We start from the raw sequence: 16,331 nt of genomic DNA on the forward strand, positions 1-16,331 counted from the left end.
CGTGGCAACAGACATGATGGGATTGGCAATCAACTCAGAGGATCAATGACATGGCCGAGATCAGTCGCGGCGCGCTGTTCGGAAAACTCAACAAGCTCGCTTTCCGGTGCATCGAAAGCGCGACGGTGTTCTGCAAGCTGCGCGGCAATCCGTACGTGGAACTGGTGCACTGGATCCACCAGATCCTGCAATTGCAGGATTCGGACCTGCACCGCATCGTCAAGCAGTTCAACCTCAACCCGTCGAACCTGGCGCGCGACATCACCGATGCGCTGGACCGGCTGCCGCGTGGCTCCTCGTCCATCTCCGATCTGTCCAGCAACGTCGAGGAAGCGGTCGAGCGCGGCTGGGTGTTCGCCACGCTGATGTTCGGCGAGGCGCAGGTGCGCACCGGTTACCTGATCGTCGGCTGCCTGCGCACGCGCAATCTGCGCAGCGCGCTGGTCAACATCTCGGCCGAGTTCGACAAGATCAAGCCCGAAGCATTGGTGGAGAAGTTCGCCGAGGTGGTCGGCGGCTCGCCCGAGGACGGGCAGCATGCGAACGACGGTTTCCGCATGGGCGGTGGCAGCGCGCCGGGCGAGGCAAGCGGCGCGATGTCGCCGGCACAGATGGGCAAGCAGGAAGCGCTGGCGCAGTTCACCATCGACCTCACCGCGCAGGCGCGCGACGGCAAGATGGACCCGATCGTCGGTCGCGACGACGAGATCCGCCAGCTGGTCGACATCCTCATGCGCCGTCGCCAGAACAACCCGATGCTGGTCGGCGAAGCCGGCGTGGGCAAGACCGCGGTGATCGAGGGCTTTGCCATGCGCATCGCCATCGGCGACGTGCCGCCGCCGCTGAAGGACGTGCAACTGCGCGTGCTCGACGTGGGTCTGCTGCAGGCCGGCGCCAGCATGAAGGGCGAGTTCGAGAACCGCCTGAAGCAGGTGATCGAGGAGGTGCAGTCGTCCACCAAGCCGATCATCCTGTTCATCGACGAGGCGCACACCCTGGTCGGCGCCGGCGGCGCGGCCGGCACCGGCGACGCGGCGAACCTGCTCAAGCCCGCACTGGCGCGCGGCAACCTGCGCACGATCGGCGCCACCACCTGGGCGGAGTACAAGAAGCACATCGAGAAAGACCCCGCGCTGACCCGCCGCTTCCAGACCGTGCAGATCGACGAGCCCAGCGAGGAGAAGGCGATCCTGATGATGCGCGGCGTCGCCAGCGTGATGGAGAAGCACCACAAGGTGCAGATCCTCGACGAGGCGCTGGAGGCGGCAGTGAAGTTGTCGCACCGCTACATTCCCGCGCGCCAGTTGCCGGACAAGTCGGTCAGCCTGCTCGATACCGCCTGCGCCCGCGTGGCGATCAGCCAGCACGCCGTGCCGGCCGAGGTGGACGACACCCGCAAGCGCATCCAGGCGCTGGAGACCGAGCTGGGCATCATCGCGCGCGAAAAGAACGTCGGCGTGAACGTCACTGCCCGCGAAGACGCCGCCAACGAGAAGCTGGCCACGCAGAAGGCACGACTGGAAACGCTGGAGGCGAACTGGATCAAGGAGAAGGATCTGGTCGAGAAGATCCTCGACATCCGCTCGAAGTTGCGCGGTTCTTCGGCGCCGGTAGAAGGCACCGGCAGTGCGCTGGAAGAGTCGGCCAACCAGGTTGCCGAAGCAAAGGAGGCATCGGCGGGAGAGGCTGCCCTTGCGGGGGATGATCGCGCTGCTGCATTGAAGGAACTGCAGGAGTTGCAGGGCCAGCTGGCCGAGCTACAGGGCGAGCATCCGCTGATCCTGGCCTCGGTCGACCAGCAGGCGGTGGGTTCGGTGGTCTCGGACTGGACCGGCATCCCGGTCGGTCGCATGGTCAAGAGCGAAGTCGAGACCGTGATGAACCTGGCCAAGCTGATGGGCCAGCGCGTCATCGGCCAGGACCACGCGATGGAGATGATCGCCAAGCGCATCCAGACCTCGCGTGCCGGCCTGGTCGACCCGAACAAGCCGATCGGCGTGTTCATGCTCGCCGGCACCTCCGGCGTGGGCAAGACCGAAACCGCGCTCGCGCTGGCCGAGGCGCTGTACGGCGGCGAGCAGAACATCATCACCATCAACATGAGCGAGTTCCAGGAGGCGCACACCGTCTCCACGCTCAAGGGCGCGCCTCCGGGCTATGTCGGTTATGGCGAGGGTGGCGTGCTTACCGAAGCGGTGCGTCGAAAGCCGTATTCGGTAGTGTTGCTGGACGAGGTGGAAAAGGCCCATCCGGACGTCCATGAAATCTTCTTCCAGGTGTTCGACAAGGGCGTGATGGAAGACGGCGAGGGCCGCCAGATCGACTTCAAGAACACCCTGATCCTGCTCACCACCAACGCCGGCACCGACATGATCGCCGGCCTGTGCAAGGACCCGGAGCTGATGCCCGATCACGAGGGCATGGCCAAGGCACTGCGCGAGCCGCTGCTGAAGATCTTCCCGCCAGCGCTGCTGGGCCGCCTGGTGACGATCCCGTACTACCCGCTGAGCCCGGAGATGCTGGGCAAGATCGTCAAGCTGCAGATCAACCGCATCAAGAAGCGCGTCGAGGCCCGCTACAAGATCCCGTTCGAGTACAGCGAGGACGTGGTGAAGCTGGTGGTCGAGCGCTGCACCGAGACCGAGTCGGGCGGCCGCATGATCGATGCGATCTTGACCAACTCCATGTTGCCGGATATCTCGCGGGCGTTTCTCACCAGGATGATTGCGGGCGAGGAAGTGGCGAAAGTGCAGGTCGGTGTGACGGATGGGGAGTTCTCTTACGGGTTTGGGTAAAAGTGCCCGACTGGCCAGAACTCATCTCGCTCGCACTGATCGAATATCTGCATGGGACCGACCTGCGCCCCACCTCTCGACTTGCGGAAGGCAGCCAATGTTTAGAGGGATTCAGCCATCATGAATTACTACACGATTCTCAATTTCGAAGACAGCAGTCCGCAAGTGACGACTGGCAAGGTGAAAGGGGGGCGAGATCCTTCCAAGTTTGGTGCAGGTGCGGCTGCCGCGGGCACGGCGCAGGTCTATGCCAAGCGAGAGGTTACAAAAGGGCGAGCAAGGATGGTCTTCTATCCATGCCAGGAACTCATTGCAAGGGACGCGGCTGGCACCTTATCCAAGGATGACGTCAAGGACATCCGCAAGCATATCGAGAAGTCGCGGACGGTCGTTTTCGTGTTGCACGGCAAGCCGGATGACACCGATGAAGGGTTTTCCACAAGCGGGGGTTCTGTCTGTACGTTCAAGCAACTCGGGCGCCTGGCCAAGCTTCTCATGCCAATACGAGACGAGAAATACAGAATCAGCCTCGTGATGTGCTACGGCGCGCGTTGTAGGAACGTCCGTCTGAATCATGAAGGCATGATTCCCTCCGGCGAGTTGGCCAGCAGCTTTGCTTACAAGTTCTTCCGCGAATTGTGTGGCGCAAGAAACATTCGGATGGTGGCTTGGACCGGGGCGGTTTCCAACGATGGCGACCTCAAGCACACATGCGAAAACGAGGATCAAGTGCTGTACGTCGACAAGAAGCAGGAGGTGGCAGCGTTGCAGAACAGCCCGCAAAAGCAGCAGATTGAGATTGAAAAGGCGGCGCTGCTCCAGAGACTGAAAATGAGCAACGCGGACTTTGGAAACAACGTAATGATGAAGTTTGCAAACAATCCTAATGCCGCTCCCACCAACGAGGTGGAGCGTTTTGCGCTTCGTTATATTCCATATTCACCGGTACGCGCGCAATGGATGATGAATCTGTTTCCCGACAGAAATCAGACCTCCAATTATGGAAAGCTCATTTACGACTTCAGCGGGTCTCAACTGGTCATCACGAATCGGTATGGGGCTACGGGTGGCGTGGCGGTGAATACGGAGCTCTATCGTGGAGGGTTGATCTAGTTTGGTTCTGTGGTCAGTAACGGGATCAGGTTCGGCTTGTTGAATAAGCAATCGCGGGGCCGGGTTCGCGCTTTTTTTTTGATGCCGGTGGCATCTCCGCCTGTTCGATGGGCACGGAGAAGCACGGGGCGCCACGAGTCATGAGACATTACTTGAGGGGACAGCGATCATGCCTTCCACACCTTTGAGCCGCGCCGAATTCATCGCCATGGGCGAGCTCGCCAAGGCGCGCCGCCAGCTCGTCGTCAACATGTTCGGGGGCACCAAGCTCAAGTTCGGCAGTGCCAGCATGCTGTCGTCGGGCAAGTCGCTGCTGTCGTCCGGCAAGAAGCTGAAGTCGGGCGTCGACAAGCTTGCCAAGGGCGGCAGCACGGCAAGCAAGGTCGCCAGCGTGCCGGGCATGAAGGAGGCGTTCGAGAACTTCATGGTGGAATGCGCCGACGTGGAGAACATCCACGACGTGATCGAGGCGATCGGCGGCGAGGTGCTGCACGAACTGGTGTCGGAGGTGACGCCCTACCTCGGCGTGGTCACCAGCACGGTGAAGCTGGCCAAGGCGGGCAAGGCGGTGGCGCAGGACGGCTACAACCTCTACAAGAGCGACGAATACAAGAATGGCTTCCGCATGGGTGATCCGAGTGCGGCGGCCGAAGCGATCCAGGCGATCATCAAGCGCGACCTGGCCCAGCACTCGGTGAAACTGGGCCAGCAGACGGTGGCGACGGGAGCGAAGATCGGCGGTCTGTTCGCCGACTTCGGCACGGCCACTACCGCGGCGATCGGCGTGGCCAACACGCTGGCCAGCCTGGGCCTCCAGCTGTTCTCGCTGGGCCTGGACATCAAGGACATGCGTGCCGGCAACAAGCGGTTGGCGGCGCCCAACACGCTGGATCTCACGGTGTTCGGCGAGTGCCCGATCCTCGGCTGCTACCTGCTCACCTGCGCCGACACCTCGGCGGTCGCCAACATGTTCGTCGCCGACATCGGCCTGCCGGGCTGGATGGACAAGGTCGAGCTGATGAAGAAGAAGCAGATGGACCCGCTGCTGAAGATCGCCAACAAGAACATCATGGGTTCCCGCCTGCAGCTGGAGGGGCTGAGCAGCAACAAGGGGACGCATGCGAAGAAGGGTTTCTTCGCAGGCATCAAGAGCAAGGCGATGAAGCAGATCGGGTTGAGCTGACTGCCGGCGCGGGCACGGCGGTTGCGAGGGGCGCGCGCGTTACCCGTTTGTACCTCGCCGGACGATAGCGCCGGCGTGTGTGGCGCCGCGTCCGTGGTGCATTGCTCATCGGTCGGGGCAGCCATTTCGCCCATGGGGAATGCTGCGTTCCCTGACGTTCCGTATTGCGATTGATTCTTGTTTACTGTCTAATGATGCGACCGGATCATTTGCCCGGCACCGCGCCGGTTCCGTCTTTCGCGCCCACGCAAGTTGCCGCGGGAAGGGCTGGCGCGCGGAACACGGATCGCCATGAATCAACCCACCTCCTCCGTCGGTAACGCACAGCTGCAGCGCGGTACCTTCTGCACGCGCCAGTTGTACCCGTGGCACTGGATCATTTCGGCGCTGGATCTGTTCGGCCTGTTGCGCTTTCGGCGCCATGCCGCGCCACGCCGGCCGGTCGCCGTGAAGGACATGGCGGCCTCAGAGTCGCCCGCCACGCGCGATGCGGGCGACATCCGCAGCATCGAGGCTCGGCCCGCGGACGCGATGTTGCGCGTGGTGTACGCCAGCCAGACCGGTTTCGCCGAACAACTGGCGCGGCAGACCGCGCAGAGCCTGCAACTGGCCGGTCTGCCCACTCGCATGATCGGCATCGGCGATCTGGCGCTGGACGACCTGCGCCAGGCCGGCCGCGTGCTGTTCGTGGTCAGCACCACCGGCGATGGCGAGCCACCGGACATGGCACAGAGGTTCAGCCGAAAGCTGATGCAACAGCCGGCGTCACTGGCCGGCCTGCATTACGGCCTGCTGGCCCTGGGCGACAGCGACTACGAGGACTTCTGCGGCTTCGGCCGCCAGCTCCAGCGCTGGCTGCAGGCCAGCGGCGCGCAGGCGCTGTTCGATCCGGTGGAGGTGGACAGCGAGGACGACGCCAGCCTGCGCCACTGGCAGCATCACCTGGCCATGCTCGGCGGCGCGCCTGATCTGCCGGACTGGCAGGCGCCGAAATACCAGCGCTGGCAACTGGTCGAGCGCCGCCTGCTCAATCCGGGCAGCGTGGGTGAACCCTGCTTCCATCTGGCGATGAAGCCGCTGGAAGGTCGTGCCGATTGGCAGGCCGGCGACCTGGCCGAGATCGGTCCTTGCCATGCCGCCGAAGCGGTGGCGGCATGGCTGGCGGCGCGGGGGCTGGATGGCCGCGTCGTGGTGCCGTTCGGGCACCAGGAGCGGCTGCCATTGGCGACCTTGCTGGCGCGCTGTCGCCTGCCCGAGCCGGGCGAGGTCGACGGCCTGGACGAGGAAGGCGTCGCCGCGATATTGCAACAGCTGCCGCATCGCGCGTACTCGATCGCCTCGCTGCCGCGGGACGGCACGCTGCAGTTGATCGTGCGCCGGATGCGTGCGCGTGGCGGCTATCCCGGGTTGGGCTCGGGCTGGCTTACCGAGCACGCGCCGATCGGCGCGGAGATCGCGCTGCGCGTGCGCAGCAACGTCAACTTCCATGCGCCTCGCGATGCGCGCCCGTTGGTGCTGATCGGCAATGGCACGGGCCTGGCCGCCTTGCGCGCCCTGCTCAAGCAGCGCATCGCCGTCGGCCGGACGCGCAACTGGCTGCTGTTCGGCGAGCGTCATCGTGCGCACGACTTCCTCCACCGGGAAGACATCGAGCGCTGGATCGGCGAAGGCGCCATCGAGCGCGCCGATTTTGCCTGGTCGCGCGACCAGGGCGAGCGCATCCATGTGCAGCAGCGTCTGCGCGAAGCCGGCGACGAGCTGCGGCGCTGGGTCGACGAGGGGGCGGCGATCTACGTCTGCGGCAGCCTCGACGGGCTGGCCCCCGGCGTCGATGCGGCGTTGTGCGACGTGCTGGGGGCGGGACAGGTCGCGCAGTTGCGTGAGCAGGGGCGTTATCGCCGCGACGTCTACTGACGTCCGCTCAGGCGTAGGCGCGGTGGCGTTCGCGATGCGGCGGGTAGTAGGCGAACACGTGGCTGTTGCTGCCGTAGAAGTCGATGTTCTCGATGTGTTCGCCGCCGAGCCGCTCGGCCAGCCGGTCGGAGGCCTCGTTGCCGATGCGCACCAGGCTGATCACGCGCGGCGCGCGCAACTGGGTCCAGGCGAAATCCAGCGTCGCATTGCCCGCCTCGGTGGCATAGCCCTGGTGGCGATGCGTCGGCTTGAGCATCCAGCCAAGCTCCAGGTCCGGCCAGCCGTCCGGATACATCAGGCCGGCGCGGCCGACGAACTCGCCGGTCTCCTTCAGCTCCAGCGCCCACATGCCGAAACCCCGCAACTGCCAGTGGCCCAACAGCATCGCCAGCGAGCGCCAGGCGTTGGTGCGGTCCAACGGTTGGCCGTCGCCCACCCAGCGGGTGCTGTCCGGATCGGCCAGCATCGCGGCGTAGTCGTTGAAGTGTCGTTCGCTCAACGCGGTCAGGCGCAACCGCGGCGTCTCAAGGGTAGGAATCTCAACCATCACCATCAACCATCACGACCCGGATCGAGCGGGAGCCAGCAGTTCGGCCAGGGCGCGGGTACTGCTGACGAGGCTCTCTTGCCAGGACAACCCCGTTATTGTCTCACCCGTGGCCGCATCGACAAAGTCCTCGGCCTGGCCGGGAGGCAGCAGGTGGCGGTAATCCACGGTGATTTCGCTGCCGGCGGGCAGGTCCGCCAGGGCGAACACGAAACCCAGGTGCCACAGTCCGTTCGGCGTGAAGCTGTGGTTGATGAAGCACTCGTCGGGCCATTCCGGCGACAGCGTGTAGCGGTCCTCGAACCAGCGTGCGCTGGCGTGCCACAAGCTGCGCAGCGCGTCGGAGGCCTCGATGTCGGCCTGCCGGTAGGTCTGTTCGATGCCGTCAGGTGCTGTAAGGATGCGGCCCGCGGCCACCGCCTCGTCGAGGAACAGACCCTTGCCGGCACCGGCGATGGCGGAGGCGGCAATGTGGTAACGCGGGAGGATCATGTCGGCGCGGCGGCGGATGCGGCGCGCGAGTGTAGCGCAAGCGGTGCAGGGCGCGCACCGCTTGCGCCCGTCGCCGCCGGGATTACTCGCTGGCGGCCGCCTTGCCGCGTCGCGGCTTGGGTACGGCGGCGGTGTCGCTGCCGGCGGCGCCGTCGTCGGCGAACAGGATCGCGCTGCGGTTGCGCTCGATCGTGGCCTTGCCGATGCCCTTGACATGTTTCAGGTCGTCGGCCTTCTTGAACGGGCCGTGCGCCTCGCGCCAGGCCACGATGGCCTCGGCGCGGGTCGCGCCGATCCCGTCGAGCGATTTGGCGATGACCTTGGCATCGGCCTTGTTGATGTTGACCGGCGTGGCGGCGAACAGCAGCCCCGGGGCGGCGAGGCCCAGCGCGAGGGTGATGGCGGCGAGCTTGTGGAACATGGTCTTTCCTCCGTGAAATGGCGGGTTGGCGGGTGGATCGCGGCGGTCGACGCCGCGCCCTCACCATGCGCGCCACCGCATGGCCGCGCAGCCGGACCCCGGGTTGCCCCGACGTGCGGCTTGCGCCCCCGCTCGTGTGGGCGACGGCCGCCCGCGACGTCGGTGCCGCTGCGGGTGCGCTGCTACAATGAGCGATTGTTCGCCACGTTGGAGTTGCCCATGGATACCAGCCGCCTGTCCCGTTTCGTCAGCGATTTGTGGGATGCGGAGATCGTGCCGCAACTGGTCGAATACATCCGCATTCCCAACAAGTCGCCGATGTTCGACAAGGACTGGGTGGCGCACGGCTACATGGATGCGGCCGTGAAGCTGATGGAAACCTGGGCGCGCTCCAAGCTCAGCCAGTTGCCGGGTGCCTCGCTGGAAGTGGTGCGGCTGGAAGGGCGCACGCCGCTCATCTACATCGAAGTTCCCGGCCAGGGCGACGACACCGTCATGCTGTACGGCCACCTGGACAAGCAGCCGGAGATGACCGGCTGGGCTGATGGTCTCGGTCCGTGGACGCCGGTGCTCAAGGGCGACAAGCTGTACGGCCGTGGCGGCGCCGACGACGGCTATGCGATTTTCGGCTCGCTGGCCGCGCTGCTGGCGCTGCACGAGCAGGGCATTCCGCATGCGCGCTGCGTGGTGATGATCGAGGCCTGCGAGGAATCGGGCAGCTACGACCTGCCGTTTTACGTCGATCACCTCGCCGAGCGCATCGGCAGCCCGTCGCTGGTGGTGTGCCTGGATTCGGGCTGCGGCAACTACGACCAGCTGTGGCTGACCACGTCCCTGCGCGGCATGACCGGCGGCAACCTCACCGTGCAGGTGCTGGAAGAGGGCGTGCATTCGGGCGATGCGTCCGGCGTGGTGCCGTCGAGCTTCCGCATCCTGCGCGAGCTGCTGTCGCGGCTGGAGGACCCGGCCACCGGCACGATCAAGCCGAAGGAGCTGTACGTCGACATTCCGCAGCAGCGCATCGACCAGGCCAAACTGTCGGCCGAGGTGCTGGGCGAGGACATCTACAGCAAGTTCCCGTGGGCCGAGGGCATGCAGCCGGTCACCAAGAACCTTGCCGAGCTGGTGCTCAACCGCACCTGGCGCCCGCAGCTGGCGGTGACCGGCATCGGCGGCATTCCGCCGCTGGAAAGCGCCGGCAACGTGCTGCGCCCGTTCACCGCGGTGAAGCTGAGCCTGCGCGTGCCGCCCACGCTCAACGGCGCCAAGGCCGGCGAGTTCGTCAAGCAGTTGCTGGAGAAGGACCCGCCGTACGGCGCCAAGGTCACGTTCACCCTGGAAAAGGACGGCTCGGGCTGGAACGCGCCCGCACTGTCGCCGTGGCTGGAGCAGGCGGTCAGCGATGCCTCGCAGCACTACTTCGGCGCGCCGGCCACCTACATGGGCGAAGGCGGCAGCATCCCGTTCATGGGCATGCTGGGCGAGAAATTCCCCAAGGCGCAGTTCCTGATCACCGGCGTGCTCGGTCCGCATTCCAACGCGCACGGCCCGAACGAGTTCCTGCACATCCCCACCGGCAAGAAGGTCAGCATGGTGGTGGCCGAGGTGGTGGCGAAGCACTTCGCGCAAGGCTGAGGGCGAGGAGTGAGTAGTGAGTAGTGAGGAGTGAGAGATAGCCGCATCGCACGCGTCCGCTCATCTCTCACTCCTCATTTCTCACTCCTTTTTCTCCCGCGGAGTCTGCAAGATGACCACCCATTCCCACCTCGCCGCCAACTGGTCCGATATCCGGCGCCGGGTGGACGAGGCCTGCCGGGCCGCCGGCCGCGACCCGGCCGAGGTATCCATCCTGCCGGTCAGCAAGACCTTCGGTCCGGAGCTGATCCGCGAGGGCGTGGCGCTGGGCATGCGCCGCTTCGGCGAGAACAAGGTGCAGGAGATCCGCGACAAGGCACCGCTGCTGGTCGACTGCGGCATCGCTTGGGTGATGATCGGCCACCTGCAGACCAACAAGGCAAAAGACGTGGCGCGGCTGGCCAGCGAAGTGCAGTCGCTGGATCGCCTGGAACTGGCCGAGGCGCTGGATCGCCGCCTGCAGCACGAGGGTCGGGCGATCGACGTGCTGGTGCAGGTGAAGACCTCCACCGAGCCCAGCAAATACGGACTGACGCCTGAACAGCTGCCCGGCTTCCTCGACACCCTGCGCGGCTACGCCACCTTGCGCGTAGGCGGGCTGATGACCCTGGCGATCCACTCCACCGATCCGGTCGAGGTGCGCGGCTGCTTTCGTCGGTTGCGCGAGCTGCGCGACCAGGCGGTTTTGCAAGGGCATGATTTGCCAAAACTTTCCATGGGCATGAGCGGTGATTTTCCGCTCGCCATCGCCGAGGGAGCGACCGAGGTGCGGATCGGCACCGCGATCTTCGGCCGGCGACCCTATCCGGACTCGCACTACTGGCCCGAGTCGTCAGATGGCAAGTAAACCATTTTATTATCAGTAACTTGTGTCAAATGTGCGGTGCGTCCCGAAATACCGAAACGGCAGGGTTCACTTAACCTCAATCCAACATACGAGGGGCCCTGGCTTGGTATTTTCACGGCTCAGTCACGTCGTTGCCGCTTTGCGGTGATGGCCAACTCCGTGAATATCCGGGATTTTCCTGCATGCCAACCCAGCGATTGATCGTGCTTGCTGCGCTTGTGCCTGCGCTGCTGTTTTCCGGAACCCTTCGCGCCGCTAATCTCGACACTGCCTTCAGCGCATCGGCTTCCGTTAGCGTGGCCGCGCCGCTGCTGCAGCCGCTCCCCAGCTTCAGCCCGGCCGTTCGCCTGAGCCAGTCGGTACTGCCCGACAACGCCAGCGACCTGCTGCCCCAGGCGGCGGACACGCAGGCGGCTGCGGCCGAGCCGGCGATCACGACTGCCCGGACTCCGGAAGCCCGCGTCGCCACGCAGAACATCACCGACCTGCGCAAGGCATTGCTGGCCGCGGCGATGGGTCTGCGCGACATCCGCTACGTGCGCGGCGGCCGCAATCCGGCCACCGGTTTCGATTGCAGCGGCTTCGTGCGCTACGTGTTCTCGCACGCGATCGGCCTGCAGTTGCCGAGCACCTCCGCCAGCCAGTTCCTGGCCGGGGTCAAGATCAATCGCGCCGACATCAAGCCGGGCGACCTGGTGTTCTTCCGCACCCATGGCCGTCACCGCATCTCGCATGTGGGCATCTACATTTCCGGCGGACGTTTCATCCATTCGCCGAGCGCCGGCAAGTCGGTGGAAATCTCCAGCCTGGACGACGGTTACTGGGCCAAGCGTTTCGCCGGTGCCAAGCGGCCGGAGGCGATGGCGCTGGCTGCCAACAACAAGGGTTGAGTACCTGCACAGGTGCGTTCTGCAGCCGCCGCAAGGCGGCTTTTTTATGGCCGGCGCCATGGGCCGATCGGACCCCCGCGACATCACCTGCATGGCGGCCGGGCGCGCGCGCCGTTACGCTTGGGGTCGAGCCCCTTTCCCCGGAACCGCCTGATGCCTCTTGATCTGCCGCCGGTCACGCGCAACCTGCTGATCGCCAACATCGTCGTCTACCTGCTGCAACAGTTCTTCGGCGAGGTCTTCCTGCAGTATTTCGCGCTGTGGCCGTGGGGGGCCGACCAGGTGTTCCAGACCACGCAGGGCCTGGCCTCGATCGGCTTTCGCCCGTGGCAGCTGGTGACCTACGCCTTCATGCACGGCGGCCTGACCCACATCGCGTTCAACATGTTCGCGCTGTTCATGTTCGGCGGCACCATCGAGCGCACCTTCGGCGCGCGCAATTTCATCATCTACTACTTTGTCTGCGCAGTCGTGGCGGCGGTGGCCCAGCTGATCGTGGTGCACTGGTTCACCCATGGCTTCTATCCCACGCTGGGCGCGTCGGGCGCGATTTTCGGCCTGTTGCTGGCCTTCGGCATGCTGTATCCGCACGAGAAGATGATGCTGATCTTCCTGCCGGTGCCGATCCCCGCATGGATCTTCGTGATCGGCTATGCGGCGGTGGAGCTGGTGCTGGGCGTGACCGGCACCCAAGCCGGCGTGGCCCATTTCGCCCATCTCGGCGGCATGGTCGGCGGCATCGTGCTGATCCAGTACTGGCGAGGCAAGCTGCCGATCAAGCCGAAGCGGCGGCTGATGCTGTAGATCCGGGAATCGGGGATCGCAAAGGCGGACGCGCCGGGCTGGCGGTGCCCGCCCGGCGTCGCAGGCGGGTCAGCGCAGGGCGAGGAAGTCGGCGCTGACGACGAAACGCACGGCGTCCAGTCGCAGCCGCGCTTGCGGCAGTGCACCGAGCAGGGCGTGGCGCTCGTCGGTGACGGCGGCGATTTCGGTGTCGCTGATCGATGGGTTCACTGTGCGCAGGGCGAGCAGCCGCGAGAGTTCGTTGTCCAGCGATTCGGTGGCGGCGGTCACGGCGTCGTCGATGTGCGCTTGCGCGCGCGTACTGGCCAGCGCTTCGGCGCGTTCCAGCATCGGCGGCACCAGCTTGCCGAGGAACTTGCGGTAGCGTGCCACTTCGATGTGGCGGTCGTTGGCCTTGCGCAGCGCCGTGTCGCTGGGCGTGAAGTCGGCGCGTTCGACCAGGCGGGTGTCCACGGTCACCACCAGCGGCGAGGGCGGCAGGAAACGCTCGGCGTCGAGCCGGCGATCGGCCACGCATTCGAGCACGTAAACCGCCTGCAGCAGTGCGGTCCGCGGAGCCAGCACGTCGTCGACCATGAAGGCGGCATTGCCCTGTTCGCCGGACAGCGCCAGATCCAGCGCACCGGCTACCAGCGGGAGGTCCAGCCGCAGCAGCGGCAGCTCCTCGCGCGACAGCGCCACTTCGCGCGAGAACGTGACCGACTGCGGGCCTTCGGCGAAGCCGGGCAGGGCGTCGGTGGACAGGTATTGCGGGTCGAGCAGCAGCACTTGCGCGCCGAGCTCCTCGGCGTGGATGCCGAATGCCTCCAGCAGGCGCTGCACGAAGGCGTCGCGGCCCGGATCATGATCGTCGCGGCGGAAGGCCTGCTGCAATTCGTCGGCGTGCGGGTCGCGGCTGGAAGCGAGTTCCAGCAGGTGGTCGCGGCCGCCGCGGATGAGTGCCGCCATCTGCTCGTGGCTGGCGCGGGTTTCGGCGAGCAGGGCGTCGAGTTCCTGATCGCGGTTGTCGTCGTCGCGGGCGTGCTCGTCCGCCAGGCGGGTCAGCGGCTCGCCGTAGCGGCGCAGCAGTTCGCGGCCGTCGGCCGGGCTGAGGCGGAACGCGTCGACGCCTTCGTCGTACCAGCGCGCCAGCACGTGCTGGGCGCTGTCGGCCACGGCGAGGATGTGGATGGCGATGTCGTGCTTCTGGCCGATGCGGTCGAGCCGACCGATGCGCTGTTCGAGCAGGTCCGGATCCAGCGGCAGATCCCACAGCACCAGCCGGTGCGCAAACTGGAAGTTGCGGCCTTCCGAACCGATCTCCGAGCACAGCAGCAAACGCGCGCCGTCGGGCTGGGCGAAATAGGCGGCGTTGCGGTCGCGCTGCACGATGCTGAGACCTTCGTGGAAACGCGCCACGCCGACGCCGCTCTTCGTGCGCAGCGCTTCTTCCAGCGCCAGCACCTTGGCCTGGCTGCGGCAGATCAGCAGGAACTTGTCCTGCGGATGTTTCTCCAGCAGGGCGATCAGGGTATCGATGCGCGGGTCGGTGGCGTAGTCGACCTCGATCAGCGCCGGCGGCTGCTGGATGTCGGCGTGGAACTCGGCCAGCAGCGCCTGCCGTGTGCTGTCGTCGACCGTGTCGGCGTCCAGCAGGTGCCATTCGGGCAGGCGTTTGGGAAAGCCGCCGACGCCGGCGCGGTTGTTGCGGAACATCACGCGACCGGTGCCATGGCGGTCGATCAGCGCGGCCAGCAGTTCGCGCGCATGGGCCGGCCTGGTGGAATCGGCCAGCAGTGCGGTGAGCGTCGCATCGCCGTGGAAGGCCTCGGTGAGCGCGGCGTGCTGGCCGGCATCCAACGGCTGGCCGTCGAGCAGGCGGTCGGCGATCTTCGATAGCGCCTGATAGGTGTCGGCCTCGGCCAGATAGCCGTCCAGATCGTGGTAGCGCTGCGGATCGAGCAGGCGCAGGCGGGCGAAGTGGCCGCTGCGTCCGAGCTGTTCCGGGGTGGCGGTGAGAAGGATGACGCCGGGGATCGCCGCGGCCAGTTGCTCCACCATCGTGTAGCGCGGACTGGCGGCTTCCGGCGACCAGGCCAGGTGATGCGCTTCGTCCACCACCAGCAGGTCCCACGGCGCGTCCAGCAGTTGCTGCGTGTATTTCGGCGAGCTTTCCAGGAAGCCGAAGTCGGCGATCACCAGTTGCTCGTCCTCGAACGGGTTGCCGGCGTCGCCGGATTGCTCCAGGGCCTCGCAGCGTTCCTCGTCGTAGATCGCGAAGCTGAGGTTGAAGCGGCGCAGCATCTCGACGAACCACTGGTAAACCAGCGTGTCGGGCAACAGCAGCAGCACGCGCGAGGCGCGGCCGGTGGCGAGCTGGCGCGCGACGATCATGCCCGCCTCGATGGTCTTGCCCAGTCCCACTTCGTCGGCCAGCAGCACGCGCGGCGGGCGGCGTGCCGAGGCGATGCCGGCCACGCGCAGTTGGTGCGGCACCAGTCCGATGCGCGCGGCACCCAGACCCCACATCGGCGAACGGCGCGCCTCGGCGCGCCGCTTCAGACCCTCCAGGCGCAGCTCGAACTGCGCCACGCTGTCGGTGCGCCCACCGATCAGGCGGTCGTCGGCCTGGCTCACGCTCTGTTCGTCGTCGAGCTGGCCTTCGTGCAGTTCGCGGCCTTCGCCGCGGTAGATCAGCAGCTCGTCCTTGATCTCGACGCGCTCGACCAGGAACGCGATGCCCTTGCCGGCGACGCGCTGGCCGGCGCGGAACTCGGCGCGCAGCAGCGGCGCCGAGTCGATCGCGTAAGGGCGCAGCACGCCGGCCTTGGCGAACAGCACCTGCACGCCGCGTCCTTCGACGCGCAGCACGGTGCCGAGGCCAAGCTCGGGTTCGGCGGAGGAGATCCAGCGTTGACCGGGTACGAACATCGTGCAGCCATCGGCGTCGGGGGTCGACGATTATCCGCCGTGCGCCGCGCCGAGGGAACCGCTGCGACGATCAGGTGGCGGACCACTGCCGCAGCAGGTTGTGGTAGACGCCGGTGAGTTGCAGCACGGCAGCGTGGTCGGCGCCGGTGCGGGTCAATGCCTGGATCGAGGTGTCCAGCTCGAACAGCAGCCGGCGCTGGCTGTCGTCACGCACCAGGCTTTGCACCCAGAAGAACGAGGCCACCCGCGCGCCGCGAGTCACCGGGGCCACCCGGTGCAGGCTGCTGGACGGGTAGACGATCAGGTCGCCGGCCGGCAGTTTCACCTCGTGCTCGCCGTAGGTGTCGCTGACGATCAGTTCGCCGCCCTCGTACTCGTCCGGTTCGCCGAGGAACAGCGTGCACGAGACGTCGCTGCGCATTTGCCCGCCGCCATCGGGGAGGGCCATCACCGCGCCGTCGACGTGGAAGCCGTACTGGCCGCCGTCGGCATAGCGGTTGAAGCGTGGCGGCAGGATGCGCAGCGGCAGCGTGGCGGCGTGGAACAGCGGTTGCGCGGCCAGCGCCGCCAGCACCGTTTCGCCCAGTTGCCGACGCAGCGGCGAGGCGTCAGGCAGTTGCTGGTTGTGCTTGACCCGCGCGCCCTGCGCACCCACCGTTTCGCGGCCGTCGACCCACGGCGCCGCGTCGAGCGACTCGCGCATCCGCCTGATCTGTTCGGCGCTCAGTACACCGGGAATGTGCAGCAGCATGGGTCACCCGCGGGAAGTGATGGCGTGGG

13 protein-coding genes are annotated in these 16,331 nt (G+C 66.1%); 8 read left to right on the plus strand and 5 right to left on the minus strand.

Translation table 11 applies throughout. The features are described from left to right. Nucleotides 1-50 precede the first annotated feature (50 nt). The 4 genes from tssH (at nt 51) to ACVCMC_RS01470 (ending at nt 7,005) form a co-directional block, all read left to right on the plus strand. Nucleotides 51-2,795 (plus strand): type VI secretion system ATPase TssH, encoded by a 2,745-nt coding sequence (tssH, locus tag ACVCMC_RS01455; RefSeq protein ID WP_447098409.1) that lies wholly within the window; start codon nt 51-53, stop codon nt 2,793-2,795. 120 nt (nt 2,796-2,915) lie between these two features. Beyond that, entirely contained in the window at nt 2,916-3,908 is a 993-nt protein-coding gene (locus ACVCMC_RS01460; RefSeq protein WP_395119622.1) for a hypothetical protein, read from the plus strand. Between the two features lie 169 nt (nt 3,909-4,077). Further along, nucleotides 4,078-5,091, plus strand: coding sequence for a hypothetical protein (locus tag ACVCMC_RS01465; RefSeq protein WP_395119621.1), 1,014 nt, complete (start codon nt 4,078-4,080; stop codon nt 5,089-5,091). A 291-nt stretch (nt 5,092-5,382) separates the two neighbouring features. Next, nucleotides 5,383-7,005: a sulfite reductase subunit alpha gene (locus ACVCMC_RS01470; protein WP_447098410.1), complete on the plus strand. Its 1,623-nt coding sequence runs from the start codon at nt 5,383-5,385 to the stop codon at nt 7,003-7,005. Nucleotides 7,006-7,012: 7 nt separating this feature from the next. Here ACVCMC_RS01470 and ACVCMC_RS01475 read toward each other — a convergent pair whose 3' ends face one another. From ACVCMC_RS01475 to ACVCMC_RS01485, 3 genes are all read right to left on the minus strand, one after another. After that, nucleotides 7,013-7,552 carry a GNAT family N-acetyltransferase gene (locus tag ACVCMC_RS01475; protein WP_447098411.1) on the minus strand — a complete coding sequence of 180 codons (540 nt, stop codon included), beginning with the start codon at nt 7,550-7,552 and terminating at the stop codon, nt 7,013-7,015. Nucleotides 7,553-7,564: 12 nt separating this feature from the next. Next, complete coding sequence (locus ACVCMC_RS01480) at nt 7,565-8,044, minus strand: SET domain-containing protein-lysine N-methyltransferase (protein WP_447098412.1); 480 nt, start codon at nt 8,042-8,044, stop codon at nt 7,565-7,567. A gap of 82 nt (nt 8,045-8,126) precedes the next feature. After that, nucleotides 8,127-8,465 (minus strand): ComEA family DNA-binding protein, encoded by a 339-nt coding sequence (locus ACVCMC_RS01485; RefSeq protein WP_447098413.1) that lies wholly within the window; start codon nt 8,463-8,465, stop codon nt 8,127-8,129. A 219-nt stretch (nt 8,466-8,684) separates the two neighbouring features. Between ACVCMC_RS01485 and ACVCMC_RS01490 the strand changes: the two genes are divergently transcribed. The 4 genes from ACVCMC_RS01490 (at nt 8,685) to ACVCMC_RS01505 (ending at nt 12,641) form a co-directional block, all read left to right on the plus strand. After that, nucleotides 8,685-10,100, plus strand: a complete 1,416-nt coding sequence (locus ACVCMC_RS01490; protein WP_447098414.1) for a M20 family metallopeptidase — start codon at nt 8,685-8,687, stop codon at nt 10,098-10,100. 112 nt (nt 10,101-10,212) lie between these two features. Continuing rightward, a complete protein-coding gene (locus tag ACVCMC_RS01495; protein WP_447098415.1) occupies nt 10,213-10,947 on the plus strand; it encodes a YggS family pyridoxal phosphate-dependent enzyme in 735 nt (244 codons plus the stop codon). 182 nt (nt 10,948-11,129) lie between these two features. Then, nucleotides 11,130-11,837, plus strand: a complete 708-nt coding sequence (locus tag ACVCMC_RS01500; RefSeq protein ID WP_395119614.1) for a C40 family peptidase — start codon at nt 11,130-11,132, stop codon at nt 11,835-11,837. A 153-nt stretch (nt 11,838-11,990) separates the two neighbouring features. Next, on the plus strand, nt 11,991-12,641 hold the full coding sequence (locus ACVCMC_RS01505; RefSeq protein ID WP_447098416.1) for a rhomboid family intramembrane serine protease: 651 nt from the start codon (nt 11,991-11,993) through the stop codon (nt 12,639-12,641). A 69-nt stretch (nt 12,642-12,710) separates the two neighbouring features. Here ACVCMC_RS01505 and rapA read toward each other — a convergent pair whose 3' ends face one another. Further along, on the minus strand, nt 12,711-15,551 hold the full coding sequence (rapA, locus tag ACVCMC_RS01510) for an RNA polymerase-associated protein RapA (RefSeq protein WP_447098417.1): 2,841 nt from the start codon (nt 15,549-15,551) through the stop codon (nt 12,711-12,713). A 70-nt stretch (nt 15,552-15,621) separates the two neighbouring features. Beyond that, nucleotides 15,622-16,302 (minus strand): Fe2+-dependent dioxygenase, encoded by a 681-nt coding sequence (locus ACVCMC_RS01515; RefSeq protein ID WP_447098418.1) that lies wholly within the window; start codon nt 16,300-16,302, stop codon nt 15,622-15,624. Between the last annotated feature and the right edge of the window lie 29 nt (nt 16,303-16,331).

The organism is Rhodanobacter sp. UC4452_H20 (assembly GCF_052978205.1).

Excerpts from the sequence above, each read along its gene's own strand:
- tssH (WP_447098409.1), top strand. The coding sequence starts at position 51 with ATGGCCGAGATCAGTCGCGGCGCGCTGTTCGGAAAACTCAACAAGCTC.
- ACVCMC_RS01460 (WP_395119622.1), top strand. The coding sequence starts at position 2,916 with ATGAATTACTACACGATTCTCAATTTCGAAGACAGCAGTCCGCAAGTG.
- ACVCMC_RS01465 (WP_395119621.1), top strand. The coding sequence starts at position 4,078 with ATGCCTTCCACACCTTTGAGCCGCGCCGAATTCATCGCCATGGGCGAG.
- ACVCMC_RS01470 (WP_447098410.1), top strand. The coding sequence starts at position 5,383 with ATGAATCAACCCACCTCCTCCGTCGGTAACGCACAGCTGCAGCGCGGT.
- ACVCMC_RS01475 (WP_447098411.1), bottom strand. The coding sequence starts at position 7,552 with ATGGTTGAGATTCCTACCCTTGAGACGCCGCGGTTGCGCCTGACCGCG.
- ACVCMC_RS01480 (WP_447098412.1), bottom strand. The coding sequence starts at position 8,044 with ATGATCCTCCCGCGTTACCACATTGCCGCCTCCGCCATCGCCGGTGCC.
- ACVCMC_RS01485 (WP_447098413.1), bottom strand. The coding sequence starts at position 8,465 with ATGTTCCACAAGCTCGCCGCCATCACCCTCGCGCTGGGCCTCGCCGCC.
- ACVCMC_RS01490 (WP_447098414.1), top strand. The coding sequence starts at position 8,685 with ATGGATACCAGCCGCCTGTCCCGTTTCGTCAGCGATTTGTGGGATGCG.
- ACVCMC_RS01495 (WP_447098415.1), top strand. The coding sequence starts at position 10,213 with ATGACCACCCATTCCCACCTCGCCGCCAACTGGTCCGATATCCGGCGC.
- ACVCMC_RS01500 (WP_395119614.1), top strand. The coding sequence starts at position 11,130 with ATGCCAACCCAGCGATTGATCGTGCTTGCTGCGCTTGTGCCTGCGCTG.
- ACVCMC_RS01505 (WP_447098416.1), top strand. The coding sequence starts at position 11,991 with ATGCCTCTTGATCTGCCGCCGGTCACGCGCAACCTGCTGATCGCCAAC.
- rapA (WP_447098417.1), bottom strand. The coding sequence starts at position 15,551 with ATGTTCGTACCCGGTCAACGCTGGATCTCCTCCGCCGAACCCGAGCTT.
- ACVCMC_RS01515 (WP_447098418.1), bottom strand. The coding sequence starts at position 16,302 with ATGCTGCTGCACATTCCCGGTGTACTGAGCGCCGAACAGATCAGGCGG.